This window comes from Pseudomonas sp. 1, from assembly GCF_056626735.1.
In genome coordinates this window covers 331,948-357,131 of the sequence record NZ_JBWXMQ010000003.1, presented here as the reverse complement: position 1 = coordinate 357,131, position 25,184 = coordinate 331,948, and the positions used below count along the sequence as shown (strand labels likewise).

The 25,184-nt window shown below is 59.3% G+C and carries 25 protein-coding genes; 11 read left to right on the top strand and 14 right to left on the bottom strand.

Going from position 1 to position 25,184, the window contains the following annotated elements; translation table 11 throughout:
• Window positions 1-342: 342 nt before the first annotated feature.
• The 3 genes from AC1MDC_RS07245 (at window position 343) to AC1MDC_RS07235 (ending at window position 2,034) form a co-directional block, all read left to right on the top strand.
• Window positions 343-618 (top strand): hypothetical protein, encoded by a 276-nt coding sequence (locus AC1MDC_RS07245; protein ID WP_480392754.1) that lies wholly within the window; start codon window positions 343-345, stop codon window positions 616-618.
• A 219-nt stretch (window positions 619-837) separates the two neighbouring features.
• Window positions 838-1,422 carry a papain-like cysteine protease family protein gene (locus AC1MDC_RS07240; protein WP_480392753.1) on the top strand — a complete coding sequence of 195 codons (585 nt, stop codon included), beginning with the start codon at window positions 838-840 and terminating at the stop codon, window positions 1,420-1,422.
• Between the two features lie 12 nt (window positions 1,423-1,434).
• On the top strand, window positions 1,435-2,034 hold the full coding sequence (locus AC1MDC_RS07235; RefSeq protein WP_480392752.1) for a hypothetical protein: 600 nt from the start codon (window positions 1,435-1,437) through the stop codon (window positions 2,032-2,034).
• Between the two features lie 61 nt (window positions 2,035-2,095).
• On the opposite strand, the gene AC1MDC_RS07230 is transcribed toward AC1MDC_RS07235, so the two are convergent.
• Window positions 2,096-3,436 (bottom strand): DEAD/DEAH box helicase, encoded by a 1,341-nt coding sequence (locus AC1MDC_RS07230; RefSeq protein WP_085710336.1) that lies wholly within the window; start codon window positions 3,434-3,436, stop codon window positions 2,096-2,098.
• Between the two features lie 191 nt (window positions 3,437-3,627).
• On the opposite strand from AC1MDC_RS07230, the gene AC1MDC_RS07225 reads away from it, so the two are divergent.
• Entirely contained in the window at window positions 3,628-4,926 is a 1,299-nt protein-coding gene (locus tag AC1MDC_RS07225) for a mechanosensitive ion channel family protein (RefSeq protein ID WP_266200390.1), read from the top strand.
• A gap of 150 nt (window positions 4,927-5,076) precedes the next feature.
• Here the strand turns inward: AC1MDC_RS07225 and AC1MDC_RS07220 are convergent, their stop codons facing one another.
• Window positions 5,077-5,718: a hydrolase gene (locus tag AC1MDC_RS07220; protein WP_007956548.1), complete on the bottom strand. Its 642-nt coding sequence runs from the start codon at window positions 5,716-5,718 to the stop codon at window positions 5,077-5,079.
• A 170-nt stretch (window positions 5,719-5,888) separates the two neighbouring features.
• Here AC1MDC_RS07220 and AC1MDC_RS07215 point away from each other — a divergent pair, with 170 nt between their 5' ends.
• Complete coding sequence (locus AC1MDC_RS07215) at window positions 5,889-6,776, top strand: LysR family transcriptional regulator (RefSeq protein WP_085703793.1); 888 nt, start codon at window positions 5,889-5,891, stop codon at window positions 6,774-6,776.
• Here AC1MDC_RS07215 and AC1MDC_RS07210 read toward each other — a convergent pair.
• The 8 genes from AC1MDC_RS07210 to AC1MDC_RS07175 all read right to left on the bottom strand — a co-directional run bounded on the left by AC1MDC_RS07210 (window position 6,739) and on the right by AC1MDC_RS07175 (window position 14,690).
• Window positions 6,739-8,337, bottom strand: a complete 1,599-nt coding sequence (locus tag AC1MDC_RS07210) for a bacteriocin immunity protein (RefSeq protein WP_227234766.1) — start codon at window positions 8,335-8,337, stop codon at window positions 6,739-6,741. The two genes, AC1MDC_RS07215 and AC1MDC_RS07210, sit on opposite strands and share 38 nt — an antisense overlap.
• A 21-nt stretch (window positions 8,338-8,358) precedes the next feature.
• Window positions 8,359-8,634 (bottom strand): bacteriocin immunity protein, encoded by a 276-nt coding sequence (locus AC1MDC_RS07205; RefSeq protein WP_085703794.1) that lies wholly within the window; start codon window positions 8,632-8,634, stop codon window positions 8,359-8,361.
• On the bottom strand, window positions 8,624-9,070 hold the full coding sequence (locus tag AC1MDC_RS07200) for a hypothetical protein (protein ID WP_480392751.1): 447 nt from the start codon (window positions 9,068-9,070) through the stop codon (window positions 8,624-8,626). The genes AC1MDC_RS07205 and AC1MDC_RS07200 overlap by 11 nt, the downstream gene beginning before the upstream one ends.
• Window positions 9,071-9,236: 166 nt before the next feature.
• Window positions 9,237-9,716: a DUF6392 family protein gene (locus tag AC1MDC_RS07195; protein WP_480392750.1), complete on the bottom strand. Its 480-nt coding sequence runs from the start codon at window positions 9,714-9,716 to the stop codon at window positions 9,237-9,239.
• Window positions 9,713-12,370 (bottom strand): S-type pyocin domain-containing protein, encoded by a 2,658-nt coding sequence (locus AC1MDC_RS07190; RefSeq protein ID WP_480392749.1) that lies wholly within the window; start codon window positions 12,368-12,370, stop codon window positions 9,713-9,715. Before AC1MDC_RS07190 ends, AC1MDC_RS07195 begins: the two co-directional genes overlap by 4 nt.
• A 98-nt stretch (window positions 12,371-12,468) precedes the next feature.
• Complete coding sequence (locus AC1MDC_RS07185) at window positions 12,469-13,335, bottom strand: carboxylate/amino acid/amine transporter (protein ID WP_085703796.1); 867 nt, start codon at window positions 13,333-13,335, stop codon at window positions 12,469-12,471.
• Between the two features lie 280 nt (window positions 13,336-13,615).
• Complete coding sequence (locus AC1MDC_RS07180; RefSeq protein WP_007956545.1) at window positions 13,616-14,215, bottom strand: FMN-dependent NADH-azoreductase; 600 nt, start codon at window positions 14,213-14,215, stop codon at window positions 13,616-13,618.
• A gap of 160 nt (window positions 14,216-14,375) precedes the next feature.
• A complete protein-coding gene (locus AC1MDC_RS07175; protein WP_085700650.1) occupies window positions 14,376-14,690 on the bottom strand; it encodes a 3-phosphoglycerate kinase in 315 nt (104 codons plus the stop codon).
• A 49-nt stretch (window positions 14,691-14,739) separates the two neighbouring features.
• Here AC1MDC_RS07175 and AC1MDC_RS07170 point away from each other — a divergent pair, with 49 nt between their 5' ends.
• The 5 genes from AC1MDC_RS07170 to aqpZ all read left to right on the top strand — a co-directional run bounded on the left by AC1MDC_RS07170 (window position 14,740) and on the right by aqpZ (window position 19,903).
• Window positions 14,740-15,663, top strand: a complete 924-nt coding sequence (locus tag AC1MDC_RS07170) for a PA3225 family LysR-type transcriptional regulator (RefSeq protein ID WP_085700649.1) — start codon at window positions 14,740-14,742, stop codon at window positions 15,661-15,663.
• 14 nt (window positions 15,664-15,677) lie between these two features.
• Window positions 15,678-16,481, top strand: a complete 804-nt coding sequence (locus AC1MDC_RS07165) for an alpha/beta fold hydrolase (protein ID WP_085700648.1) — start codon at window positions 15,678-15,680, stop codon at window positions 16,479-16,481.
• Between the two features lie 3 nt (window positions 16,482-16,484).
• A complete protein-coding gene (locus AC1MDC_RS07160) occupies window positions 16,485-17,048 on the top strand; it encodes a peptidylprolyl isomerase (protein WP_085700647.1) in 564 nt (187 codons plus the stop codon).
• A gap of 88 nt (window positions 17,049-17,136) precedes the next feature.
• Window positions 17,137-18,969 (top strand): ABC transporter ATP-binding protein, encoded by a 1,833-nt coding sequence (locus AC1MDC_RS07155; protein ID WP_085703797.1) that lies wholly within the window; start codon window positions 17,137-17,139, stop codon window positions 18,967-18,969.
• Window positions 18,970-19,207: 238 nt separating this feature from the next.
• Window positions 19,208-19,903, top strand: coding sequence for an aquaporin Z (aqpZ, locus tag AC1MDC_RS07150; protein ID WP_085700645.1), 696 nt, complete (start codon window positions 19,208-19,210; stop codon window positions 19,901-19,903).
• A 15-nt stretch (window positions 19,904-19,918) separates the two neighbouring features.
• Here aqpZ and AC1MDC_RS07145 read toward each other — a convergent pair whose 3' ends face one another.
• Window positions 19,919-21,043 carry a GNAT family N-acetyltransferase gene (locus AC1MDC_RS07145; protein ID WP_085700644.1) on the bottom strand — a complete coding sequence of 375 codons (1,125 nt, stop codon included), beginning with the start codon at window positions 21,041-21,043 and terminating at the stop codon, window positions 19,919-19,921.
• A 281-nt stretch (window positions 21,044-21,324) separates the two neighbouring features.
• Here AC1MDC_RS07145 and AC1MDC_RS07140 point away from each other — a divergent pair, with 281 nt between their 5' ends.
• Window positions 21,325-22,647 carry a putative porin gene (locus AC1MDC_RS07140; RefSeq protein ID WP_011332954.1) on the top strand — a complete coding sequence of 441 codons (1,323 nt, stop codon included), beginning with the start codon at window positions 21,325-21,327 and terminating at the stop codon, window positions 22,645-22,647.
• Window positions 22,648-22,776: 129 nt separating this feature from the next.
• Here the strand turns inward: AC1MDC_RS07140 and AC1MDC_RS07135 are convergent, their stop codons facing one another.
• From AC1MDC_RS07135 to AC1MDC_RS07125, 3 genes are all read right to left on the bottom strand, one after another.
• Window positions 22,777-23,013, bottom strand: coding sequence for an anti-sigma factor family protein (locus AC1MDC_RS07135; RefSeq protein WP_085700642.1), 237 nt, complete (start codon window positions 23,011-23,013; stop codon window positions 22,777-22,779).
• Window positions 23,007-23,618: an RNA polymerase sigma factor gene (locus AC1MDC_RS07130; protein WP_085700641.1), complete on the bottom strand. Its 612-nt coding sequence runs from the start codon at window positions 23,616-23,618 to the stop codon at window positions 23,007-23,009. The genes AC1MDC_RS07135 and AC1MDC_RS07130 overlap by 7 nt, the downstream gene beginning before the upstream one ends.
• A 149-nt stretch (window positions 23,619-23,767) precedes the next feature.
• Complete coding sequence (locus AC1MDC_RS07125) at window positions 23,768-24,889, bottom strand: beta-ketoacyl-ACP synthase III (RefSeq protein WP_085700640.1); 1,122 nt, start codon at window positions 24,887-24,889, stop codon at window positions 23,768-23,770.
• Between the last annotated feature and the right edge of the window lie 295 nt (window positions 24,890-25,184).

Here is a 25,184-nt window from a genome sequence, read left to right as displayed (position 1 = left end):
CAAAAAGGAGATAAATGCGCGCCTGGTCAGAACGTCCAAAGCGTTGCAGAACGATCGCAGAATCGACTGCGAATAGTTGTTCGATCCCTCGAAATCACACATTGATATCAATGTGATAGCGAGATGGTAGATTGCCATCATTCTGGCGTCAATAAGTCGTTCGGCATCTTTTTTCACAACCGCTCTAGTCCGAGGCTTTGCCTCAATAAATCTAATTTTCAATGGAGATCGCGACCGTTTGGTCACCCTATCAAGGCAGATAAAAATACTGACACTGAACTTTTCACCGCCTTAAACCCTCCACCGATTAACCCGCATTAACCGGAAGGGAGTTCGTCCCCCATGAAAACCCTGATCAAATTCACCCTCGCCACCACCTTCGCCTGCGCCCTGCCCGTCTGGGCCTGCACCCCGGAAGAAGCCACCGCCAAACGTGAACAACTGGCTCAGGAAGTGGCAAAGCTCACCGAGCAAAACCCGACCAAGGCCAAGGAAATCAATGCCGAGCTGCAGAAGATGGACCTGGGCACCGCGTCTGCCGATCTGCCGGACAAATGCCAGTTGATCGATCAGCGCTTGAAGGAGCTGGATTCGGCCGAGCACAAAACCGAGGGTTAACGGCCTCGGACTTCAACTTCCACCACAAGGGACACGCTCAAGGCAGTGTCCTTTCGCCCGCAAAATGCATTTGTGCATTTATTTATTTGCACAAATGCATATTCAGACCTAGGGTTACCTCGAGCCTGCTCGGAACCCGCCGCAGAAGTGGCACCCCTTAACCGCCGACGGCTCGTAATACACGCAGGACATTTGTTTTCATTCATGGAGGATTGAAAAATGTTAACCACTGAAACAACGCAATACTCCGGCAACACCCTGCCCGGGTGCCTGTCCGGCCATCTGCTCGACGCGCAACTGGTCGAGGTCGAAGCCGCGCCACAGGTCGAGGCCCTGGCGGCCTCTAGCCTGAACTTCACGATGCAGCAACAGACCCAGACCAACTGGTGCTGGGCCGCGGTTTCCGCTTCGGTCGGCAACTATTACGGCACCGGGTCATGGACTCAGTGCGGGGTTGCCAGCACCCAATTGAACCGCAACTGCTGCAGCCGGCCGGGGCCGTGCAACGTCTACGGCTATCTGGATTCGGCCCTGCAAACCACCCGCAGCTACAACGGGATGAATCAGGGTTCGTTGCAGATGTCGGCCATCCAGAACCAGATCAACATGGGCCGGCCTGTCGGTCTGCGCTGTGCCTGGTACGGCGGCGGTGCGCACTTCCTGACGATCTATGGCACCAACGGCAACTACGTGCTGGTCGCAGATTCGATCTACGGCTATTCGACCCGCGCACTGAGCTCGTTCCCCGGTTCTTACAACGGGGGCGGCAACTGGACCCACACTTACTTCACGGCGAAAAACTAGGAGGGCGACATCATGCAACTGACTTATCCAAAGGCGCCTTCCAACGGCGTGCAAACCTTGCGTCCGGTGCTGCAAGCGGCGCTGCAAACCCAGGGCTTTGGCATCAATCGCCAGTTCGCCAGTGCTGCACCGGCGAAAATCAGCCTGAGCGAGGCCTATCGCGGCTACTCGCTGAGCCTGGAGGATCTGAGCCAGGGCAAAGGCCTGAGGGACGCCCGGGTCGGTGACTGGCATTACTTGGTGTTTGCCGACGGCGTGTCGATTGCCGATGCGCAATTGGCCGAAGTCCGCGGTCACGTCGAGTTTGCCTCGTTGAACCACGGCAACCTGGCCACCGCCACGGTCGATGCGCTGAAGCTGGCCGAGCAATCGCCGCAGTTGCAGGGCAAAACCGTCGAGCTGCGAGTGCTGTTCGTTTCGGCGCTGCATGTCGTGGCCATCTGGCTGCACGCGGCCGGTGAGGATGTGCTGATCCCGATCGAGCCGACGCCCAAGGAGCTGGCCCTGACCGGGCTGTACAGCGAGGCAGCCCTGCTCGCGCAGCTCAAACCGAAGGCGGATCAGACCAAGCAACGCTTTGATGCCGACACCCGTGGACAGTTGGGCAGCTGATAAACGCTGGCAATAAAAAAACCGGACACTGTCCGGTTTTTTATTGCCTGCCTGAAACGCCTTACTCGGCCGCAGGTGCTGCCGGCTTGCGGCGCTTGAGCGGGGCCATGCCGTCGCTGCTCACCAGAGAGTCCGGCTTCGGACGGTTGGCGCTCTTGCGCTTGGTCGGGGTCTTGGCGGCGGCTTTTTTCTTATCGCCCTTGGCGTCGGTCTTTTTCTTCTTCACGCCGACGGCCTTGCCCGAGGCCTTGACCTTTTTCGGTCCGCCGTAGGTGCCCTTGACTTCCTTGATGGTACGGCGCTCGAAGCTCTGCTTCAGATAGCGCTCGATGCTCGACATCAGGTTCCAGTCGCCGTGGCAGATCAGCGAGATCGCCAGACCGTCGTTGCCGGCACGGCCGGTACGACCGATGCGGTGCACGTATTCGTCGCCGCTGCGTGGCATGTCGAAGTTGATCACCAGATCCAGGCCGTCAACGTCCAGACCACGGGCCGCCACGTCGGTAGCCACCAGGATCTTCACGCCGCCCTGCTTCAGACGGTCGATCGCCAGCTTGCGATCCTTCTGGTCTTTTTCGCCGTGCAGCACGAACGCTTTGTATTCCTGGGCGACGAGGCGACCGTAGATGCGGTCGGCCATGGCCCGGGTGTTGGTGAAGACGATGGCCTTCTGGTAGGTCTCGTTGGCCAGCAGCCAGTTCACAATCTGTTCTTTGTGCTGGTTGTGGTCGGCGGTGATGATCTGCTGACGGGTGGTGTCGTTCAGCTGGCTGACCGCGTTGAGCTGCAGGTGCTCAGGGTTGTTCAGCACCTTGGCGATCATCTCGCGCAGGCCGGAACCGCCGGTGGTGGCGGAGAACAGCATGGTCTGCTGACGGTTCGGGCATTCGTCGACCAGACGCTGCACGTCTTCGGCGAAACCCATGTCGAGCATGCGGTCGGCTTCGTCGAGCACCAGCACTTCGACTTCTTTGAGGTCGAGGTTGCCGGCGTTCAGTTGCTCGATCATCCGGCCCGGGGTGCCGATCAGGATGTCCGGCACCTTGCGCAGCATGGCAGCCTGGACCTTGAAGTCTTCACCGCCGGTGATCAGGCCGGACTTGATGAAAGTGAACTGCGAAAAGCGCTCGACTTCCTTCAGGGTCTGCTGGGCCAGCTCGCGGGTCGGCAGCAGGATCAGGGTCTTGATGCTGACGCGGATCTTGGCCGGGCCGATCAGGCGGTTGAGGATCGGCAGGACGAAAGCGGCGGTCTTGCCGCTACCGGTTTGCGCCGTCACCCGCAGGTCACGCCCCTGAAGCGCCAGCGGAATGGCCGCGGCTTGCACAGGCGTTGGCTCGACAAATTTCAGCTCGGCCACGGCTTTGAGCAGGCGTTCGTGCAGGGCGAATTGGGAAAACACGGGTGCTACCTCGAAGATATGCAAAAAATCAGCTGCATAGGTTACCGGTTTCGAGCGCTCAGGCCGAGTTTCTTTATGAAATACGCTGTAATCCGTGGCTTTTTTGTTGCTCGATTTGTCTCCAACGGTAATACACAGTGTCTTAAATGCTCTAATCCCCCGTCGTGTCTTACAGAAGAATTTTCTCTCTCATGGATTTCAAACAGCTCTGGCTCAACGCCCAAGACCTCTGGGGTACCCTCGAACAGCACCCGCTCCTGCACGCCGGCCTGGCTTTGATTCTGCTGCTGGTGATCGCGCTCATCCTCGGACGAGTGGCGCGCTACCTGATCCTGCACGCCAGCCGCATGCTCGGTCGCCAGCCCGCGCTTCACTGGATCAACGACTTTCGGCATAACAAGGTGTTTCAGCGTCTGGCGCAGATGACGCCGTCGCTGGTGATCCAGTTCGGCCTGCACCTGGTGCCGGAGCTGAGCAAGACCGCCACAGTGTTCCTCGGCAACGTGGCGCTGGCGTTCACCATTCTGTTCCTGCTGCTGTCGGTCAGCGCGTTGCTCAACGCCCTGCTGGATATCTACGCACGCACCGAACACGCACGCACCCGCTCGATCAAGGGTTATGTGCAACTGGCGAAAATGGTTCTGTACGTGTTCGGCGCGATCATCATCGTCGCTACCCTGATCGACCGTTCGCCGCTGTTGCTGCTGTCGGGTCTGGGTGCAATGTCGGCGGTGATCCTGTTGGTCTACAAGGACACCCTGCTGTCGTTCGTCGCCAGCGTGCAACTGACCAGCAACGACATGCTGCGGGTCGGCGACTGGATCGAAATGCCGCAGGTCGGCGCCGATGGCGATGTGGTGGATATCACGCTGCACACGGTGAAGGTGCAGAACTTCGACAAGACCATCGTCTCGATCCCGACCTGGCGCCTGATGTCCGAGTCGTTCAGAAACTGGCGCGGCATGCAGCAGTCGGGTGGGCGACGGATCAAACGCAGCCTGTTCATCGACGCCAGCGGTGTGCGCTTCATCCGCGACGATGAAGAAGAAAAACTCTCCCAGGTGCACCTGCTGACCGCGTACATGGGCCGCAAGAAAGCCGAGCTCAAAGCCTGGAACGAAGCGCAGGGCAACGTCGCGGCAATGTCGGCCAACCGCCGGCGCATGACCAACATCGGCACATTCCGCGCCTACGCGCTGGCCTATCTGAAGAGTCATCCGGAGATCCAGCCGAACATGACCTGCATGGTCCGCCAAATGCAGACCACGGCCCAGGGCATTCCGCTGGAAATCTACTGCTTTACCACCACCACGGTGTGGGCCGATTACGAGCGGATCCAGGGGGATATCTTCGATTACCTGCTGGCGGTGCTGCCGGAGTTTGGATTGAGCCTCTATCAGCAGCCGAGCGGCGGGGATTTGCGTTCCGGGATATTGCCGGCAGTGTTGGGTTCGGCGCATATACCCGAGGCTGAAAAGTACCTTATGTAACACCACCGATCAAAAGTGGGAGCGAGCTTGCTCGCGAATGCAGCAGGTCATTCAACACAACTGTCGACTGACCTGACGCCTTCGCGAGCAAGTCGAATCGTCGCACCGTCGCTCCCACAGGTACTGCATCTATTTCGAAATGCCGACTTGTCAGGCCTGCCGTTGCGGTGCCTTGTGCACCATGGTGTAGGCGTAATCGACGCCCATGCCGTACGCGCCGCTGTGTTCCAGCACCAGGTCCATCACCGCTTGATAAGTGTCTTTGTGCGCCCAGTCACGCTGGTACTCGAGCAGCACTTGCTGCCAGGTCACCGGCACTGCACCGGCCTGAATCATCCGCTGTACCGACATGTCATGAGCTTCTTTGGTGGTACCGCCGGACGCGTCGGTGACGATGTACACCTCGTAACCTTCGGCCAGGGCTTCCAGGGCCGGGAAGGTCAGGCAGACCTCGGTCCACAACGCGGCGATGATCAGCTTCTTGCGCCCGGTGGCCTTCACGGCGTCAACCAGCGCCTTGTCTTCCCAGGAGTTCATCGAGGTGCGCTCGATCGGCTTCTGCTCCGGGTGTACCGCCAGCAGTTCAGGCCAGATGTAGCCGCTGAAGCTTTCGGTTTCGACCGAGGTGTAGATGGTCGGTACGTTGAAGATCTTCGCTGCCTTGGCCAGGCCGACGGTGTTGTTCTTCAGGGTCTGACGGTCGATCGACTGCACGCCGAAAGCCATTTGTGGCTGGTGGTCGATCAGGATCAGGGCGGAGTTGGTTGGGTTGAGCAGTTCACGGATAGACATGGCGCGTTCCTTTTGATGTCGATTCAAAGTTTCGATTGGGTATTGGGTAAGTCGAGGCGTTTTGCCGTCTTCGGCGTTGTTGTCTCGGCTTGGATGTCACTTTAGGGGCTAGCCGATAAAGGGACAATTACCTAAAATCGAGAATCATTGATTCTAAAAAAGGGACAATCATGGATCGCATCGAATGCATGCGCGCCTTCGTAGTGACGGTCGGCGAGAACGGCTTCGCGGCCGCCGCCCGGGCCATGGACGTGCCCCGCTCGAAAGTCAGCAAACAGATTCAGGCGCTGGAAGAAGCCATCGGCGTGCAGCTGCTGCAACGCACCACCCGCAGCCTGCACTTGACCGAGGCTGGTGCCGAGTATTTCGAAGCAGCGCGGGAAGTGATTGCGGCACTGGACGAGGCCGAGCAGCGGGCGCGGGACGGGGTGGGTGAGTTGCGCGGCGTACTGCGCGTAAACGCACCGATGTCGTTCGGCCTGCGGCGACTGGGCAAGCTGATTCCGCTGTTCCACGAACAGCACCCGAACATCGAGCTGCAACTGGTGCTCAGCGACCAGCAGGTCGATCCGGTGCGCGGCGGGTTCGATGTGACGATCCGCATTGCGAGCATGCCCGACTCGACCATGATCGCCCGGCAACTGGCGCCGGCCCCACGCATCATGGTCGCCTCCCCCGCTTATCTCGAACGTGCGGGCACACCGCAGACACCGCAGGATCTGCGCTCACATCAATGCTTGAACTACGGTTATCTGCAAAGCGGCGTCAGCCTGCAACTGTGCAACGGCAAGGAGACCCAGCGCGTCAACGTCACCGGGCCGCTGCACGCCAACAACGGCGACTTGCTGGCGCAAGCGGCCGAGGCCGGCATGGGCATTGCGCTGCTGCCGGACTTCATCGTCGAAGAAGCGCTGGCGGCCGGGCGACTGGTGCCGGTGCTGTGCGAATGGCAAGCTCCGGCGATCACCATCAACGCGGTGTATTCGTCTGCGCGGCGGGTGCCGCAGAAGACGCGCGCGTTTATCGAGTTTCTGGTGGGGCAACTGGCGCCGAAATAATACCGGCAGGGTTTCTGAACATCACATACAGGGGCTCGAAGCCCGAGCCCTGAGGGAAAACCACCACATAGTCATCAAATCGAGCAGTTACCGAATCGCTGATTGTCTCCAGCACAGGCACTGGACTCGAGCGCAGAAATCCCAGCCGCGGCTCCCTTGCATCGTAAGGTGCCGGGGACGTTTCGAGTGTTTCGAGAGGGCACCAGTTTACGGTCAGCAGCCCGGCTTCATCAGTGGTGAAAGAGTAGGCTCGCACATGTTCATTCCATAACGCACCGCGCACTCGCACATGAGATAACGATTGGTTTGATGCCAGTGTCACCTGATGCAGCGTCTTGATCTCCCTAATACCTCGGTGCATGGTTTTCGCGGGAACGGTGTAACTTCCGCTGCTCATTCTGAAGGGCATCGCAACGGTTCCTGCCGTCACCGCCAGTTGCTGCCAATCCAGCCCCTCAAGCGGAAGGAATTCGGCCAAAGGAACGCATACGCCATACCAGCCCACCTCGGCTCTGCTGGAAAAGTCGAACTGCAGCACCGCTGCATGTTGACGCCGAGTGGCCTCTGCGCCCGAACTGACTTGCCAGGTCAAGTCTGCCACGACTGAACGAATGGACTTTTGCAGTTCGATTCGATGCTCTTCCAGTGATCCTGACAAAGCACCGTCGAGCATGATCGCCGGGCGTGCGTTAGCGTGCGCGAGTGGTGCAAACAGGTTTACTGGCAACCGCAGCGACCCGACTCCCTGATTACGCTGCTCGATCAGACATGCCTGCGCAGTCGTCAACAATGACTCTGCTTCAATTTGAGCCACTGACAAACGCTGATAGAGATCATTTGACCTAGCCGAAAAGCGGTCGCCCGTGGTACTGACTTGCAGGGCAATATTTTGCCATTGCCCCTGCTCTGAACGAGCGAACGTCACGTCACGCTGGGCACTCTCTCTTCGGAACTGAATACGCATTTTCCACGAGCCATATCGAGCCACGGCGGCACGCGAGTCGGCTTCCGCAACTTCCAGAGCACGAATATCCGCCTCTCTTTCAAGGAGATCCAACTGGGCACTTTGCCTCTCGCGCATCTGCCGGATTCGTTGTTGCAGTAAAACAAGAGAGGCCTCTGCAGTCTGTTCTGCTGCAGCCAGTTCCGCGTTCATTTTTTGAACATCCACCAGACTCTGGGCAAGACGCTGCTGCGCCCAGTTCGTTGTCACTGGAGGACTTGCAACGTTGGCCAGAGCCTGCCCTTTGAATATGGCTCGCCCCTGTTGGTGATGCCACGCCTTAAGGTATTCGACAACGGACTCGGATGAGTTGGGATTCGAAGTATCCTCCGGATAGAACAGCAGATCGGCCCCTTTGGCGTGACCTGAAATCTGATCGAAATGATTGATCAACCGGTCGTGGTCGACTTTTGCCAGATCAACTGCCCAGATCCGGTCAACCAATGCCTTGAACTCGGTTTCTGTATATTCATTGAGAGCGGGTTTCAGCTTCATACATTTAAACTTCCTTGTTTTTTGCACGTCACCATGGATGACATCCAGAAAGGTGTCACCCATGAAGGCTCATTTGATATGAAATTACTCTGGTTTGAATCCAGGCTTGTTATTGAGTGCGCGCCACTCCTTCACTTCTTTCAGGATGCCTTCGGGGCTGTCTTCACGTCCCTCCTTGGGATAGAAGATGACGTCCGAGCGGTCGGGGTGTTCGGTGACTAGCTCGAAATGAGCGACAAGTTTGTCCAGATGGGCCTCTAACGCTACCCCCTCTAACCCGCTGGGAAAGTGCACGAATCCTTGTAGAAAAGATAAAAACTCGGCTTCGGTGTAGTACTCAAATTTATCTTTAAATTTCATTTCCTTTTTTCTCCTGGTGCAGTTGTATGTGTCGCCGTGGCGTCATCACCAAAATATTGTCGATCCCATAAACCTCACCTCCGCTTATAACTTCCACATCATGATGAAGTTCAAACGTCTTTCTTCCTCCTCTCTGATCTGCAACCGGTGGGAAAGGAGCAATGCCGGCCTGCATTCGCCTCAAATTGTGATCAGAAAACTGAAAGCTGAGATCTGAATCAGCAGCCACAGCCCTCCAAAACGCCTCTCTGAACCGATGAAAATTGGCAAACTCCTTCCCTCTCAACTGATCGGCAATCTGCACAGGAATTGACGCCCCCACAGTTCTCGCCGCCTCCCCCAACCAAACTCCGGTAACCGTTTTTCCGATTCCCGTCGCAACCCCCGGATCATCCCTTCGATCCAGAAACAGCACATCCGGCGAAGGCAGCTCCATATCCCCCGGGAACCCCGGAATACTCGCACCCGCCTGCCCTTCATCAACAGCCGGAAACGTCTCGTTTGCCGGCAGGATTGGGATGAACAGACTAATTGGTTAAACCATATAGTCCATGGGTATGCCGTCAGCTAGAAGCCACCAGAGTGCTTCGCACTCTAAACAGTTACTTTCGCCCTTTATCAATCAGGGTGAAGACCAACGTCTTAACTTGCATATCAGCGGTATATTGAAATACCACCTTCAATCCGGGATAAATTTTCTGATCAAGCAGATAGGACTCCCAACCGCCTGTCTGGCCCATTGGCTCAGGCATCTTTATAGGCCCCCTTGACTCAACTGCTCTTCCAAAAAGAGCATGAACACAACCTTGATCCATACTCAGCTTGTAGGGCACAGGAAGTTCCCCCTGATAAGCAATGGTGGAGGGCGTCGTTTTTTTCAATGTAATAAACAACGCCTCAAACCTCTTAGTTTCCTCAAAGAAGGTCAAACTCACTCCAGCTTCCAGCTCCACATCCAACAAGTCACAACCAGGATACAACGCATCTAACTTGCAAGACTCAGAAAAAAAATCCTTAGCAAGTAACTGTTCATAATTCTCACCAAGCCCAAGCATCAACTCATTAACTTGCATAATATTCATTCATACCACCCTTGACGGACATGGAGATTGTGAATCTCAGAGCGAGCTTTCTCTATAGATACCTCGTCAAATCCACTCTGCGACAAACCAATTTTTATGGCGTCAAAATTAACATCTACGGCACGCCTGAGATTATCCGCATCCTCCACCTGCTTATCTCTATTGTTCCGCCCGCCATAAGTTTCACTAAATTTTCGATGTACTTGAGCTGGAATAGCCACGCTTGGGGCTTTTTTCACCATATCTGCCCTTTCTTGCCGGCCAAGTTCAGGAAACGCATATCTCAAATGGAAATCCAACGCTCTGCGCGAAGGAATATGGTCAATATCCAACCCATCCCCCCTGCTTCGCCCACTGAGCTCGTTATAGGGCCCCACCTCCAGCGGCTCAACTGGCGGCCCGGCAAATACCAGATCCGGCGAAGGCAGCTCCATATCCCCCGGGAACCCCGGAATACTCGCACCCGCCTGCCCTTCATCAACAGCCGGAAACGTCTCGTTTGCCGGTAGGATCGGGATGAGCGGGTTGCCGGGATAAGCCGTGGGGGTCGAGGGGGAAATCGGTGTGGTGGTCGGCCCGAGGTGTTCGCTGCCCGGTGGCACCAGAGGAGTCCAGGTTCCAATGCCCACCGGAGGAATCGGCCAAGGCTGGACGGCGGGGAGAACGCCACGTCGGCCGTGGGCACTTTGCGGCGTGACGATGCTGACCCGGTCGAGATTGAACGGGTTCTCGCCGACTGACGCATCGTTCTGAAAGCGCAGTTCGAACTCGCGGCGTTCACCCACCCAAGTGCTCTTCGGTGCATAAGGTGCGAAGCCTTGCTCGACGCGCTTTTTGTTGACCTCATCGAATTGGCTGGTGAGCGCAGGTTGCTCACCCAATGTCCGCCACAGCGCGTCGCCAAATGCGCCGAACGACTGAATCTCCCGCCCACGCAACTGGTCGCCGATCTGACTGGGAATGGCTGCACCGGTGCTGCGGCTGGACGTGTTCCACCAGTCAGCCTTGGCGGGTTGCCCCTTGCCGGTGACGACGCCCGCGCCCAACGGTGGCAGGTTGAAGGACAGGTACATCGGCGCCGAACCCGGCACGCAGATGATGCAGTCCTGAATGCGCAGGTCGACGCCCTTCGGCAAGTCCTGAACAACCGGTGGCAGCAGCGCTATCCGGCCCTGGCTCGGAACCTCTTTGGTGATGCTGGCATCCGGCGTGAACTGCAGGTGTCGGGCCGGTGAGCCTGGGACTTCTGCGGTGTAGTTGCCCGTCAGCGGATCAAGCACCGTGTTGATGACCGGCACACTGGCGCTGATCTCTTTACCAGTGGTGACGGCGATGACGGCGGTACCTTGTGGTACGGCCTCGGGTTTGAGCCGATAAGGCATCTCCACTGATCCGCCGGTGTCAGCAATCGAGCGCAGCGCTTGCTCATCAGAAAGCCCCAGCGCCTGGGCAGGTACGGCGACAGACTGAAACAATCGTCGTCGCTGCTCCGGTGTCAGTTCTCCATCGCCCAGCGTTGGCGAGTACACCATCCCGGCGACGAACACCGTGAGCGGCTTGGGAGCCAGAGTCGCAAGGGAAGAAAGGGAAAGATGTCTGACCGCTTGCTGTACAGCAGCCTCGATGATTTTGCCCGTTTGCTGTGCAGCGCCCTCAATGATCTTGCCCGCTTGTTGGGCAGCGCCCTCAATGATCTTGCCCGCTTGTTGGGCCGCCAGCGCCCCGGGGTTCGTCAATACCATCGCGCCGTGCGTCATCGACGACATCGGAACGGTCAGCGTATTGGCCTGCCGGGTTCGACTTACCCGCGCATCTTCATCAGCCTGTTGCTTGAATCGAACCCGTGCCTCGCGTTGCGCAGCGTATTGGCGCTGAGCCTCCCAAACCGCTTCCCTTGCACGCCAGACCACGGTCTGCTCGGCGTGATGCCTGCCCAGAGCTGCGGACTTTTCCCGCAGGGCATGGATCTGCGAGGTGAGTAATCGCGCTTCATGGGCCGCTGTGTAAGCGCTTTCCCAGATCCGGTGGCCGTCGTCGAGCGCTTGGCCGAACTGGCCGAGTCGTGTCAGATAGTCGTGGGACGAGCGCGTCAGCGGGTCATGACCATCAAAGGAAAGGGCTGCCGCGTTCTTTGCATTGAGTTCCGCGGATTTGCGGGCGAGCAGCCCGTCGATTTCGCCTTTTTCCTTCGTGATCAGGTAAAGCTGCCAACGCTCACTGTCATCGCTGTTCGGTGGCTTGCGCGAAGCGAGGACTTCTTGCTCCAGTGATGTCGAGAGTTGACTGGCCCTTTCGGCAAATCGACGATCGACCTCGGCCCTGATGGCGTCATGTCGCTGCGCCAATCCCGCCAGGAACTGCATCAGCGCTTGTTGACGCGCCTGTTCCTGAACCTGTGCGGCGGCTGCCTGTGCCTGTGCCGCTTCGGCTTGTGCCTTGGCTGTTGCCTCAGCCTGCTCTTCCTGCTTTTTTTGAGCTGCCTCGGCTTTGGCCTTGGCCCGAGCCTTTTGCCTTCTCTTGCTGACCTTGCCGAAGCCGCCCGATACCCCGCCGCCGCCACCAAAACCACCGCCCGATCCGCCACTCGAAGCGGGCGGCCCGGTTCGGATGACGACGCTTCCCGACGTTCCATCGTTGAAATTGTTCTGTGCCATACAGTCACTCCTTGTCTGTAGGGCACAGCGTGTCGATCAAGCAGTAGTCAGGTGCGGTACATAGTTATCGCGGTGGAAAAATGGGGTTGATAGGCGATTCAGCCAATGGCCTGCGGCTTGCGAATCCCCAACCGGCTGATCCACACCGCCGCCAGAATCACGCTGCCACCGAGGAACAACCGACCCAGCTCCTCATGCTGATTCCAGATCAACAGGTTCAGCAGCAAGCCCACCGGCACGTGCAGGTTGTTCATCACCGCCAGGGTGCCGCCGTTGACCAGGCATGCGCCCTTGTTCCACCAGTACAAACCGAGTGCGGTCGAGACCAGGCCAAGGAACAACAACACGCCCCATTGAAGCGGTGCTTCCGGCAGGAAGTTGGATTTGCCGAACAGCAGGAACGCCGGCAATGCCACCGCCAATGCGCCGAGGTAGAAGAAGCCGAAGCGCCGGTAGTGCGGCAGATCGCTCGGATGTTTCGCCACCAGATGTTTGTACAGCACCTGCCCGGCGGCGTAGGTGAAGTTGGCCAGTTGCAGCAGCAAAAAGCCCATGAAGAAGTCCGGATTGATCCGGTCGTAGCGAATCACCGCCGCGCCCGCCACCGCCACCAGTGCGGCGATCAGCGCCCACGGGTTGAAGCGACGGTTGAGCGCATCTTCGATCAGCGTCACATGCAATGGCGTGAGGATGGTGAACAGCAACACTTCCGGCACCGTCAGTACGCGGAAGCTCAAATACAGGCAGACGTAGGTCACGCCGAACTGCAACGCGCCGATCAGCAGCATGCCGCGCATGAACGCCGGCTCCACCGAGCGCCAGCGCGTCAGCGGGATGAACACCAGCCCGGCCAGCACCACCCGCACCAGTACCGCGAAGTAACTGTCGACATGACCGGCCAGGTATTCGCCGATCAGACTGAAGGAAAACGCCTGGATCAGCGTGACAAAAAGTAGATAGCCCATGCTCGCCTCGATTTCGAATGGCGGCGACGATAGCGGTTTTTGCTTCTGATCGCGAACCCTCAGACAACGGTGGCCCCTGTGGGCGCGGGCTTGCTCCCACAGGGGATGTGCTGCGTTGCAAAAAATCCCGGGCAAAAAAAAGCCCGATCTCGCTAAAGCGTTCAATCGGGCTAGAGCACTCAGGAGCAACAAGTGCAAAGGGAGGTTCGATGCGCGTAGAGCCTTGAAGGGGTTGCGCCAGGTCACTAGAACAATCGGCGATTATCTGGCGATTAACTTATCAAGCGACCTGAGACAGTTTGGCATTGGCCTGGTTGAGGCCTTTCTCCTGGAAGTCGCCGCCCAGGTTCATGCCTTCGGCGTGGATGAAGGTCACGTCGTGGATGCCGATGAAACCCATCACCTGACGCAGGTACGGTTCCTGATGATCCGCCGGGCCGCCGGCGTAGATCCCGCCGCGAGCGGTCAGCACGTAGGCACGCTTGCCGCTGAGCAGGCCTTGCGGGCCGGTTTCGGTGTACTTGAAGGTCACACCGGCACGCAGCACGTGGTCGAGCCAGGCTTTCAGGGTGCTTGGAATCGCGAAGTTGTACATCGGCGCGGCCATCACCAGCACGTCGGCGGCGAGCAATTCATCGGTCAATTCGTTGGAACGGTCCAGCGAAGATTGCTCGCTGTCGTTGCGCTGCTCGGCGGATTTCATCCAGCCGCCCAGCAGGTTGATGTCCAGGTGCGGCACCGGGTTCACGGCGAGGTCACGAACGGTGATCTGATCGGCCGGATGCGCCGCTTTCCACTGACTGATGAAGGTCTGGGTCAGTTGACGGGAAACCGAGTCTTGCTGGCGGGCACTGCTTTCGATGATCAGAACGCGGGACATGTTGTGTAGCCTCCATCCGAGAATGTTGTAAGTCGATGGAGTGAAGGTTAAACAGAGTCATATCGATGAAAAAGCGCAAATAATTGCTGCAAAGCATCGAAAAATTCGTTTAGATGCGAGCCATACCCTGTGGGAGCTCGCCCCCACAGGGACCGTGACGCTATTTCGGGGTGCAGCTCAACTTGATGCGCAGCTTGATGATGGTCCGGGTGAACTTGGCCGTGGCGTTCTTGTGCTTGCCCGCAGCCACGTCGATGTTGCGGGTGCGCGGCGCTTCCGGGCCGTTGGTGAACACCACCTTGCAGGTCGCGTCGACGTCGCCGTAGTTGTTGACCTGGATGGAGCCGATGTCGCTATCGGTGTCGAACGCGTTGTAGTCGATCTTCAGGCCGTTGAGATCCTTTTCCACATCGATCGGGTACGCGAATGCAGTCAGCGGAAGCAGCGCCAGCAACACACAACAGAATTTTTTCATTCGGCAGTCTCCATGAGGGACCGCCAGCTTAGGACAAGAGGAGCTATTGATGAAAGCGCCCCGCGTGACCCTTGATCAATGGCGAACGTTGCAGGCCGTGGTCGACCACGGCGGATTCGCCCAGGCCGCCGAGGCTCTGCACCGCTCGCAATCGTCGGTCAGTTACACCGTCGCCCGCATGCAGGATCAGCTCGGCGTGCCGCTGTTGCGCATTGATGGCCGCAAGGCTGTGCTGACCGAAGCCGGCGGCGTGTTGCTGCGCCGCTCGCGACAACTGGTGAAACAGGCCAGCCAGCTGGAAGACCTCGCCCACCACATGGAACAGGGTTGGGAGGCCGAAGTGCGGCTGGTGGTCGATGCCGCCTACCCGAGCGCCCGCATCGTGCGCGCGTTGACCGCTTTCATGCCGCAGAGTCGCGGCTGTCGCGTGCGTCTGCGTGAAGAAGTGTTGTCGGGTGTCGAGGAAGTGCTGCTCGAAGGTGTCGCCGATCTGGCCATCACCGGACTGAGCATTCCCGGTTACCTCGGCGCAGAGTTGAGCGATGTCGAGTTTGTCGCCGTCGCCCATCCTGATCATGCGCTGCATCGGCTCAACCGCGAGCTGAATTTCCAGGACCTGGAAACCCAGATGCAAGTGGTCATTCGCGACTCCGGCCGCCAGCAACCCCGGGACGTCGGCTGGCTGGGCGCCGAGCAACGCTGGACCGTCGGCAGCCTCGCCACCGCAGCGACATTCGTCAGCAGTGGCCTGGGTTTCGCCTGGCTGCCACGACACATGATCGAGCGGGAACTGAAAGACGGCTCACTCAAGCTGCTACCGTTGGACAGAGGCGGCAATCGCAACTCCAGTTTCTATCTGTATTCGAACAAGGACAAACCCTTGGGTCCGGCGACGCAAATCCTTATCGAACTGCTGCGTACCTTCGACACCATGCCGCTGGACGCACCGTTCGCCGCTCCCGAACAAGCCTGACATGGAGTTCACCGATGGCGTATTTCGAGCATGAAGGTTGCAACCTGCACTACGAGGAATATGGCCACGGCGATCCGTTGCTGCTGGTTCACGGTCTGGGCTCCAGCACCCTGGACTGGGAAATGCAGATTCCCGCGCTGGCCGCGCACTACCGGGTGATCGTCCCGGACGTGCGCGGTCACGGTCGTTCCGACAAACCCCGCGAGCGCTACAGCATCGCCGGTTTCAGCGCCGACATCGTCGCCCTGATCGAGCATTTGAAGCTCGGCCCGGTGCATTACGCCGGGCTGTCCATGGGCGGCATGATCGGCTTCCAGTTCGCTGTCGATCAGCCGCAGATGCTCAAGAGCCTGACCATCGTCAACAGTGCGCCTGAGGTCAAAGTGCGCAGCCGCGACGATTACTGGCAATGGTTCAAACGCTGGAGCCTGATGCGTGTGCTCAGCCTCGCCACCATCGGCAAGGCTCTTGGCGCCAAGCTGTTCCCCAAACCGGAGCAGGCCGATTTGCGCCAGAAGATGGCAGAACGCTGGGCAAAAAACGACAAACGTGCTTATCTCGCCAGCTTCGATGCGATTGTTGGCTGGGGGGTCCAGGAACGACTTTCCCGGGTCACCTGTCCAACCCTCGTCGTCAGCGCCGACCGGGACTACACCCCCGTTTCGCTGAAAGAAACCTATGTCAGACTGCTGCCCGATGCGCGGCTGGTGGTGATCGCCGATTCGCGCCACGCCACTCCGCTCGATCAGCCCGAACGCTTCAATCAAACGCTGCTGGAGTTCCTCGCCACAGCCGATAACCACCCTCAGGATCACTGACCCATGCTGAAAAAACTCGCCCTCGCCGCCGGCACCGTGCTGTTTGCTGCCAACCTGATGGCTGCCACGCCGGCCAAGGCGCCACACGTCGAACTGGTGACCACCAACGGCACCATCGAAATCGAGCTGGACCCGGTCAAGGCGCCGATCAGCACCAAGAACTTTCTCGATTACGTCGACAGCGGTTTCTACACCAACACCATTTTCCATCGCGTGATCCCGGGCTTCATGGCCCAGGGCGGCGGCTTCACCCAGCAGATGCAGCAGAAAGAAACCAAAGCCCCGATCAAGAACGAGGCCAGCAACGGCCTGCACAACGTTCGCGGCACCCTGTCGATGGCCCGTACTTCCGATCCGAATTCGGCCACCAGCCAGTTCTTCATCAACGTCGCCGACAACGCCTTCCTCGATCCGGGCCGTGACGCCGGTTACGCGGTGTTCGCCAAAGTGGTCAAGGGCATGGACGTGGTCGACATCATCGTCAACTCCCAGACCACCACCAAACAGGGCATGCAAAACGTGCCGGTCGACCCTGTGATCATCAAGTCGGCCAAGCGCATCGACTAAGCTTTACAGGGCATATCGAGCGGCGCTGACCTGATGTCACGCCGCTCACACTGATAAAAGGAGAGCCCGTGCTCCGGGCGGTTATCTGATGCTCTATCGCCGTTTCGAACAACTGATCGACATATTCCGCGATGCCCCGACTGCATCCCCGCCGGACCGCGTTCTGCCCTTCTATACCTATTACCTGAAGCAGGTCTGGCCGAGTTTCGCCGCCCTGCTGATCGTCGGCCTGTTCGGTGCATTGATCGAAGTGGCGCTGTTCAGTTACCTGAGCCGCATCATCGACCTCGCCCAGGGCACGCCCAACGTCGATTTCTTCAAAGTGCATGGCGCCGAACTGGCGTGGATGGCGGTGGTGGCATTGCTCCTTCGCCCTTTGTTCCTGGCCCTGCACGACATGCTGGTGCACCAGACCCTGAGCCCGAGCATGACCAGCATGATTCGCTGGCAGAACCACAGCTACGTGCTCAAGCAGAGCCTGAATTTCTTCCAGAACGACTTCGCCGGACGCATTGCCCAGCGCATCATGCAGACCGGCAACTCGCTGCGCGATTCAGCCGTGCAGGCGGTGGATGCGTTATGGCATGTGCTGATCTACGCGATCAGTTCGCTGGTGCTGTTCGCCGAGGCGGACTGGCGCCTGATGATTCCGCTGCTGACGTGGATCGCCGCCTACATCGGCGCGCTCTATTACTTCGTGCCACGGGTCAAGGACCGCTCGGTGGAAGCCTCCGATGCGCGCTCGAAACTGATGGGCCGGATCGTCGACGGCTACACCAATATCGCCACCTTGAAGCTGTTCGCCCACACCAATTTCGAACAGCATTACGCCCGCGAGGCGATCCAGGAACAGACTGAAAAAGCCCAAATGGCCGGCCGCGTGGTCACCAGCATGGACGTGGCGATCACCACCATGAACGGCCTGCTGATCGTCGGCACCACGGCGCTGGCCCTGTGGCTGTGGACGCAATCGCTGATCAGCGTCGGCGCGATCGCCCTGGCCACTGGCCTGGTGATCCGCATCGTCAACATGTCCGGCTGGATCATGTGGGTGGTCACCGGGATCTTCGAAAACATCGGCATGGTTCAGGATGGTCTGCAGACCATCTCGCAACCGGTCAGCGTCACCGACCGGGAGCAGGCCAAACCGCTGGCCGTGGCCCGTGGCGAAGTGCGTTTCGAGCACGTGGATTTTCACTACGGCAAGAAGAAAGGCATCATCGGCGACCTTAACCTGACCATCAAACCGGGCGAGAAAATCGGTTTGATCGGCCCGTCCGGCGCCGGCAAATCGACTTTGGTCAACCTGCTGCTGCGCCTCTATGACGTCGAAGGCGGGCGGATCCTGATCGACGGCCAGAACATCGCCGAAGTTGGCCAGGAAAGCCTGCGCGCACGGATCGGCATGATCACTCAGGACACCTCGCTGCTGCACCGCTCGATCCGCGACAACTTGCTGTACGGCAAGCCCGACGCCACCGACGCCGAGCTCTGGGAAGCAGTGCGCAAGGCCCGCGCCGATGAGTTCATCCCGCTGCTGACGGACGCCGAAGGACGCACCGGATTCGACGCGCATGTAGGCGAACGCGGGGTGAAACTGTCCGGTGGTCAGCGTCAGCGGATCGCGATTGCGCGGGTGCTGCTCAAGGACGCGCCGATCCTGATCATGGACGAAGCGACCTCGGCGCTGGACTCGGAAGTCGAAGCCGCGATCCAGGAGAGCCTGGAAACCCTGATGCAGGGCAAGACCGTGATCGCCATCGCCCACCGCCTCTCGACCATTGCCCGCATGGACCGACTGGTGGTGCTGGAAAACGGCAAGATCGCCGAAAGCGGCACCCACGCCGAACTGCTGGCCCATCGCGGCCTGTATGCGCGGTTGTGGGCGCACCAGACGGGAGGGTTTGTCGGCATCGACTGAACCGCGCTTCTGATCGTTCCCACGCGGACGGTTCGACGCCTCGACGTGGGAACGATCAACGTGAGATAAAACCGCCAGAGCCCTTTAACCACGGGCCCTGGCGGTTTTTTATCGCCTGCTGGAAATCCGCCCAAACCCTGCTGTACTGAGCCAAGGCTCCGGAACGGAACCTGTCGTAAATCTGCAGGGAAGCACCACTCGATCCAGTCTCGATAGCACGTCTATCAAGGACTCTCTCATGTCTCTGTTCAAACGTTCAGTTACTGAGTTGTTGGGTACGTTCTGGTTGGTTTTGGGCGGTTGCGGCAGTGCGGTAATCGCCGCGTCTTCACCATTGGGAATCGGCGTGCTGGGGGTCGCCCTGGCGTTTGGGCTGACGGTCTTGACCATGGCATTTGCCATCGGCCACATCAGCGGCTGCCACCTCAACCCGGCGGTGTCGGTCGGACTGTCCGTTGGCGGTCGATTCCCGCCCAAGGAGTTGCCCGCCTACATCATCGCCCAGGTGATCGGGGCGACTCTCGCGGCGGCGCTGATTGTCTACATCGGCAGTGGCAAGGAAGGCTTCGAAGTCGCCAACGGCCTGGCCTCCAACGGTTATGGCGAGCACTCGCCGGGCAAGTATTCGATGGCCGCAGGCTTCGTCACCGAACTGGTAATGACCGCCATGTTCGTGGTGATCATCCTCGGCGCCACCGACAAGCGCGCCCCGGCAGGACTGGCACCGATCGCCATCGGCCTGGCCCTGACGCTGATCCACCTGATCTCGATTCCGGTCACCAACACGTCGGTCAACCCGGCCCGCAGCACGGGACCGGCGCTGATGGTTGGCGGCTGGGCTATCGCGCAGCTGTGGATGTTCTGGGTCGCGCCGCTGCTCGGTGCGGTGGTCGGCGGCGTGCTCTATCGCTGGCTCGGCAAGGAAGACAGCTGAGGGTGCCGGCGAGGATCAGGCTTGCCGATACGGCAAGGCGTTCCTCGCCTCTTCGGCATAGGCCAGAACACCGGCGCGCTCCTGGTGCAGGAAGTCTTTGACCGCAGCTTTCAGACCGGGATGGCGCAGGTAATGCCAGGAATGGGTGATCACTGGTTCAAAGCCTCGAATCAGTTTGTGCTCGCCCTGGGCACCGGCATCGAAACGCTGAAAACCCTGGGCAATCGCATAGTCCATGCCCTGGTAGAAACAGGTCTCGAAATGCAGCCGGTCGAACTCGGCGAGGCATCCCCAATAGCGTCCGTAAAAACTGTCGCCGCCCACCAGACTGAACGCCATCGCCACCGGCCGTGAGCCTTGCCGGGCCAGCACCACGCGAATCGATTCCGGCATGCGCTCGGCCAGCAGACTGAAGAATTCCCGGGTCAGGTACGGCGCCTGCCGGCGCACTGCGTAGGTGTTGGCATAGCAGGCGTAGACAAAATCCCACTGCGCCTCGTCCAGCTCGCGCCCCTCCAGCCATTCGAACTCGAAGCCCTGCCCCGCCACTTGCTCGCGCTCCTTGCGCATCTGTTTGCGCTTGCGCGAGGCGAGTACGTCGAGGAAGTCCTGAAAGTCGCGGTAGCCGCGATTCTGCCAGTGATATTGACAGCCGATGCGTTGCAGCCAGCCCGGCTGCCCGGCCATGGCGGCATCGGTGAACGCGTCGGTGAAATTGATGTGGGCGCTGGAGAGCTCTTCGATTTCCAGATAGCCCGGCAGGCTCTTGAGCAGTTCGAATCCGTCCTCGACATTTGCCGCCAACAACCGTGGACCGCTGACCGGGCTGAACGGCACGGCGCTCAAGAACTTGGGGTAGTAATCGATGCCGGCCCGGGCGCAGGCATCGGCCCAGCCGTGATCGAACACGTATTCGCCATAGGAGTGCCACTTGCGATAACCGGGCAGCGCCGCGATCACGCGCCCCGCTTCAACGTGCAGCAGATGCTCCGCCTGCCAGCCCGTGTGCGGGCCGACGCTGCCGCTGTCCTCCAGCGAAGCCAGAAAGGCATGGCGCAGAAACGGCTGGTTTTGCGGTACCAGAACATCCCAGTCGGACGCAGGAATTTCCGACAGTTTGTGCAGACGTTGCAGCGGCATTTTCCTCTCCACTTTCGGACGTGAACGCCCGGCGAGTATCGCTGATCGGCCTGGCCTTGCACACGACCAAATGCGCGACAGCGCTCTAGCTCAATAGTTCACGGCAGTTTTGCATCGTCATCAACCTGCCATCATCGCGCCACTGCTCTGTCATAAACCATCGCGATACTGGCGCCTGTTTTTAGAGCGCCGGGTTCTACCCGGACACTGTTTTCCGACCGTCAAACCGTCGGTTGTGCCCAGGATGGTTCAGCCATCCCCTCTCATCTTCGGAGATTGCTATGCGTCTTGCTTCCACGAAAACTGCGGCGGCCCTGTGCGGTGGCCTGTTGCTGGCCATGAGTGTACCGGCCAGTGCCGCAGTCGACGCCAAACTGCTCGACATGCTCAAGGCTAACGGTTCTATTTCCCAGGCGCAGTACGTTGAACTGCAAACAGAACTGGCCAAGGATCAGAAGGCCCAGCAAATCGCGCAGCAGGCGCAGCAAGAGACCAACGAGCAAATCGCGGCGACCGCGAAGAAAACCAACGAGCTCAGCAGTTTCGACCAGAAACTGGCCTGGGCCGCCAAGACCCAGTTCAAGGGCGACGTGCGTATTCGTCAGGAGACCATCAAGATCGACGGCGAACCGAACAACGGTGGCCGCGACAAGGATCGCCAGCGCATTCGTGCCCGTCTGGGCGCCTACACCGAGATCAACCCGCAAGTCGACACCGGCATCCGTATCGCCACCGGCGGCGGCGACGACGCCCGTTCGACCAACCAGGACCAGGACAACTACTTCGACAAGAAGCAGATCTGGCTCGACCTCGGCTACATCGACTACCACCCGGACCAGATCAAGAACCTGCACATCATCGGCGGCAAGATGCTGCAACCGTGGGTGAGCATGGGCGACGTGATCTGGGACAGCGACATCAACCCGGAAGGTCTGGCCGTTACCTACAAGTATCCATTGGGCAGCAGCGTCGAGCTGTTCGGCAGCCTGGGTAACTACAACCTCAAGGACAACGTCGACGGCGACGGCGTGCAATTCCGTCACGACCTGCGCCTGACCGCCGGCCAGCTGGGTAGCCGCTTCGCCATCACCGACAACCTGAAACTGACCCTGGGCGGCAGCGTCTACGCCTACCAGAACGACGAAGACAGCCGTTGCACCGGTACCTCCACGCCATGCGCCCTGGCCGTCAACGGCAACTCGGCGAACAACGAATTCCGGCTGTACGAAGGCTTCAGCCAGGTCGACATCGGTGGCCTGCCAATGCCGCTGTCGTTCTACGGTCAGTACGTGAAAAACAACGATGCAGTGACCGATCAGGACACCGCATGGCTGGTGGGTGCCAAGTCGAAAGTCTTCGGCCTGAACCTCGACTACAACTATCGTGACGTGCAGCGCAACGCTGTGGTCGGTGCCTTCACCGATTCGGACTTCGCCAACGGCACCACCGGCTCCCGTGGCCACAAGTTCAAGGTCGGTTACGACATCGACAAGAACTTCGCCATCGGTGCGACTTACTTCCTGACCAAGGCCGACTTCTCCAGCCGTACCCAGCGTGATGCAGACACCAACACCCTGCAGCTGGACGCGGAAGCGAAGTTCTAAGCAACCCGGCAACAGACTTCAAACGATGGGCTGTGCCTTAGGTTCCATCGTTTGAAGAGGCTTCAACAGACTGGCGCGGCCGCAGCGATCCCCATCATCCGTTCGCTGCGGCCGCGCCAGCCTGTGTTTTCAGGATCGATGCTTGCGCCGCAGCTCAGCCAACTGCTCGGCCAGCGCGTCCACGCCCTCTTCCGGCTTCTGCGGCATCGCCCGTAACGTCGCCTGCATCAAACGCATCTGGCGAATGAAACGCCGGCAATTGCGGCAGAACATCAGGTGATGACGCACCATCAGTTTTTCGCGAAAGCTCAACTGGCCATCGAGATAATCGCTGGATCGCGCCACTTGCTCCTTGCAGGTCAACATTCTCCCGTCTCCTCAAAATGCTCCACGGTCGCAAAGACCTTCAAGCGTGCCCGATGCAGCAGCACGCGGACATTGGAGAGCGAGATCTCCAGAAGATTACAGATTTCCTCCAGCTCCAGGCCCTGCCGCTCACGAAGCGACAGCACGCTGCTTTGCAATTGCGACAGGCTCGACAGCGTGTGCTCAAGGCATTCACGCAGCTCGCCTTCGGTCAGCAGCGCTTCGGGTGTGTCCTGGTGCCAGGCGAACGGTGCGACCAGCCAGTGGCCGTCGCCGGGAGAAAAACGATCGTCGTCGATGGTGCCGTGGGGTGACGGCAGATCATCCAGCAACACTTCGCGACGATTGAGTTTGTAGCGGCTCTTGGCCGAGTTGGCAGTGATGGTCAGCAACCAGGTCTTTAGGCTGGAGCGCCCCTCGAAACGGCCGATATTGCGCACCACCGACAGCCACGCGTCCTGTACCACTTCTTCGACATGGCGCTGGCCGACAATCGCGTAGGCCACCGCGCGCATGGGGCTTTGATAGGTACTGACCAGTTCCTTGAAGGCTTTCTGTTCGCCTGCCAACAACCGTTCGAGCAGTTGTGTGTCGTCAACCGCCATCCATCAATCCCCTTTTTCCCGCCCGAAAATGATTGCGGCAGGAGGTCGCTTGAAGCGACGTCCTGCCGCAGTCTCCGAAAGTTACAGCGTTCTCGCTGATTCGGATGCAGGAAAGATTAGCGCGATTAAGAGGACATGAACGAGTCCACTCAACGTTTGCGCAGAATCACGCTGCCGATCGAGTAACCGGCACCGAACGAGCTCAGTACCGCCAGCGAACCGGCCGCCAGATCGTCCTGATATTTGTGGAACGCGATCACCGAACCGGCGGAGCTGGTGTTGGCGTAGGTGTCGAGAATCACCGGGGCTTCTTCTTCGGTGGCTTCGCGGCCCAGCAGCTTGCGCACGATCAAGTGGTTCATGCTCAGGTTGGCCTGGTGCAGCCAGAAGCGCTTCACGTCACCGACGTTGAGCTTGTTCTCTTCCAGATGCTCGCCGATCAGTTCTGCCACCATCGGGCAGACGTCCTTGAACACCTTGCGGCCTTCCTGCACGAACAGTTTGTCGCGGGCGCCAATGCCCTCTTCCGCTGCGCGGTTGAGGAAGCCGAAGTTGTTGCGGATGTTGTTGGAGAACTTGGTCAGCAGTTTGGTGCTGACCACATCGAACTGGTGCTTGGAGGTTGCCAGATCGGCGCGCTCGATAATCACGGCGGTGGCCGCGTCACCGAAGATGAAGTGGCTGTCGCGGTCACGGAAATTCAGGTGACCGGTGCAGACTTCCGGGTTGACCATCAGGATCGCCCGGGCCTGGCCCAGTTGCACGGTGTTGGCCGCTTGCTGGATGCCGAAGGTCGCCGACGAGCAGGCAACGTTCATGTCGAAACCGAAACCCTGGATGCCCAGCGCTTCCTGGACTTCGATGGCGATCGCCGGGTAGGCGCGCTGCAGGTTGGAGCAGGCGACGATCACGCCGTCGATGTCGGCGGCGGTCTTTCCGGCACGTTGCAGGGCTTGTTCGGCAGCGCCGATGGCCATCTGGCAGAGCACCGACCATTCGTCGTTGGAACGCTCCGGCAGGCGTGGCGTCATGCGCGCAGGGTCGAGGATGCCGTCCTTGTCCATGACAAAGCGGCTCTTGATGCCGGAAGCTTTTTCAATGAACGCGGCGCTGGACTCGGTCAGGGCCTGGACTTCACCGCTGGCGATGGCTTCGGCGTTGTCCGCGTTGAACTGGGCGACATAGGTATTGAAAGACTGCACCAGCTCTTCGTTGGAGATGCTGTTGGCCGGGGTATACAGGCCGGTGCCGCTGATGACGACGTTATGCATGGTCGTTTCTCTAATCTGTTCAGGCAGAAAATGCTGGCACCGACGTGCCAACACGCAAAGGGTCCATTCCCGTATCAAGGGACGCAAAAACCTGGCATCGCTTTATTCCGACCTCGCCCGCGGTTGAGAAGGCTCAAAACCGCGGGGCCGGCGTTTATAGGCGCGAAGTTTGCCATAAACCCGAGGTTTTGGCGCCTTTTGCTGATCGTTCCCACGCTCTGCGTGGGAATGCAGCCAGGGACGCTCCGCGTCCCAAAAGCGGACGCAGAGCGTCCGTGGAAGCGCTACCAAGCAG

Excerpts from the sequence above, each read along its gene's own strand:
- AC1MDC_RS07145 (WP_085700644.1), bottom strand. The coding sequence starts at position 21,043 with ATGCCGCTGCAACGTCTGCACAAACTGTCGGAAATTCCTGCGTCCGAC.
- AC1MDC_RS07130 (WP_085700641.1), bottom strand. The coding sequence starts at position 23,618 with ATGGCGGTTGACGACACACAACTGCTCGAACGGTTGTTGGCAGGCGAA.
- AC1MDC_RS07210 (WP_227234766.1), bottom strand. The coding sequence starts at position 8,337 with ATGGGTGACACCTTTCTGGATGTCATCCATGGTGACGTGCAAAAAACA.
- AC1MDC_RS07215 (WP_085703793.1), top strand. The coding sequence starts at position 5,889 with ATGGATCGCATCGAATGCATGCGCGCCTTCGTAGTGACGGTCGGCGAG.
- AC1MDC_RS07170 (WP_085700649.1), top strand. The coding sequence starts at position 14,740 with ATGAAAGCGCCCCGCGTGACCCTTGATCAATGGCGAACGTTGCAGGCC.
- AC1MDC_RS07205 (WP_085703794.1), bottom strand. The coding sequence starts at position 8,634 with ATGAAATTTAAAGATAAATTTGAGTACTACACCGAAGCCGAGTTTTTA.
- AC1MDC_RS07225 (WP_266200390.1), top strand. The coding sequence starts at position 3,628 with ATGGATTTCAAACAGCTCTGGCTCAACGCCCAAGACCTCTGGGGTACC.
- AC1MDC_RS07185 (WP_085703796.1), bottom strand. The coding sequence starts at position 13,335 with ATGGGCTATCTACTTTTTGTCACGCTGATCCAGGCGTTTTCCTTCAGT.
- AC1MDC_RS07175 (WP_085700650.1), bottom strand. The coding sequence starts at position 14,690 with ATGAAAAAATTCTGTTGTGTGTTGCTGGCGCTGCTTCCGCTGACTGCA.
- AC1MDC_RS07155 (WP_085703797.1), top strand. The coding sequence starts at position 17,137 with ATGCTCTATCGCCGTTTCGAACAACTGATCGACATATTCCGCGATGCC.
- AC1MDC_RS07125 (WP_085700640.1), bottom strand. The coding sequence starts at position 24,889 with ATGCATAACGTCGTCATCAGCGGCACCGGCCTGTATACCCCGGCCAAC.
- AC1MDC_RS07180 (WP_007956545.1), bottom strand. The coding sequence starts at position 14,215 with ATGTCCCGCGTTCTGATCATCGAAAGCAGTGCCCGCCAGCAAGACTCG.
- AC1MDC_RS07245 (WP_480392754.1), top strand. The coding sequence starts at position 343 with ATGAAAACCCTGATCAAATTCACCCTCGCCACCACCTTCGCCTGCGCC.
- AC1MDC_RS07200 (WP_480392751.1), bottom strand. The coding sequence starts at position 9,070 with ATGGAGCTGCCTTCGCCGGATGTGCTGTTTCTGGATCGAAGGGATGAT.
- AC1MDC_RS07195 (WP_480392750.1), bottom strand. The coding sequence starts at position 9,716 with ATGAATATTATGCAAGTTAATGAGTTGATGCTTGGGCTTGGTGAGAAT.
- AC1MDC_RS07220 (WP_007956548.1), bottom strand. The coding sequence starts at position 5,718 with ATGTCTATCCGTGAACTGCTCAACCCAACCAACTCCGCCCTGATCCTG.
- AC1MDC_RS07160 (WP_085700647.1), top strand. The coding sequence starts at position 16,485 with ATGCTGAAAAAACTCGCCCTCGCCGCCGGCACCGTGCTGTTTGCTGCC.
- AC1MDC_RS07135 (WP_085700642.1), bottom strand. The coding sequence starts at position 23,013 with ATGTTGACCTGCAAGGAGCAAGTGGCGCGATCCAGCGATTATCTCGAT.
- aqpZ (WP_085700645.1), top strand. The coding sequence starts at position 19,208 with ATGTCTCTGTTCAAACGTTCAGTTACTGAGTTGTTGGGTACGTTCTGG.
- AC1MDC_RS07165 (WP_085700648.1), top strand. The coding sequence starts at position 15,678 with ATGGCGTATTTCGAGCATGAAGGTTGCAACCTGCACTACGAGGAATAT.
- AC1MDC_RS07235 (WP_480392752.1), top strand. The coding sequence starts at position 1,435 with ATGCAACTGACTTATCCAAAGGCGCCTTCCAACGGCGTGCAAACCTTG.
- AC1MDC_RS07140 (WP_011332954.1), top strand. The coding sequence starts at position 21,325 with ATGCGTCTTGCTTCCACGAAAACTGCGGCGGCCCTGTGCGGTGGCCTG.
- AC1MDC_RS07240 (WP_480392753.1), top strand. The coding sequence starts at position 838 with ATGTTAACCACTGAAACAACGCAATACTCCGGCAACACCCTGCCCGGG.
- AC1MDC_RS07190 (WP_480392749.1), bottom strand. The coding sequence starts at position 12,370 with ATGGCACAGAACAATTTCAACGATGGAACGTCGGGAAGCGTCGTCATC.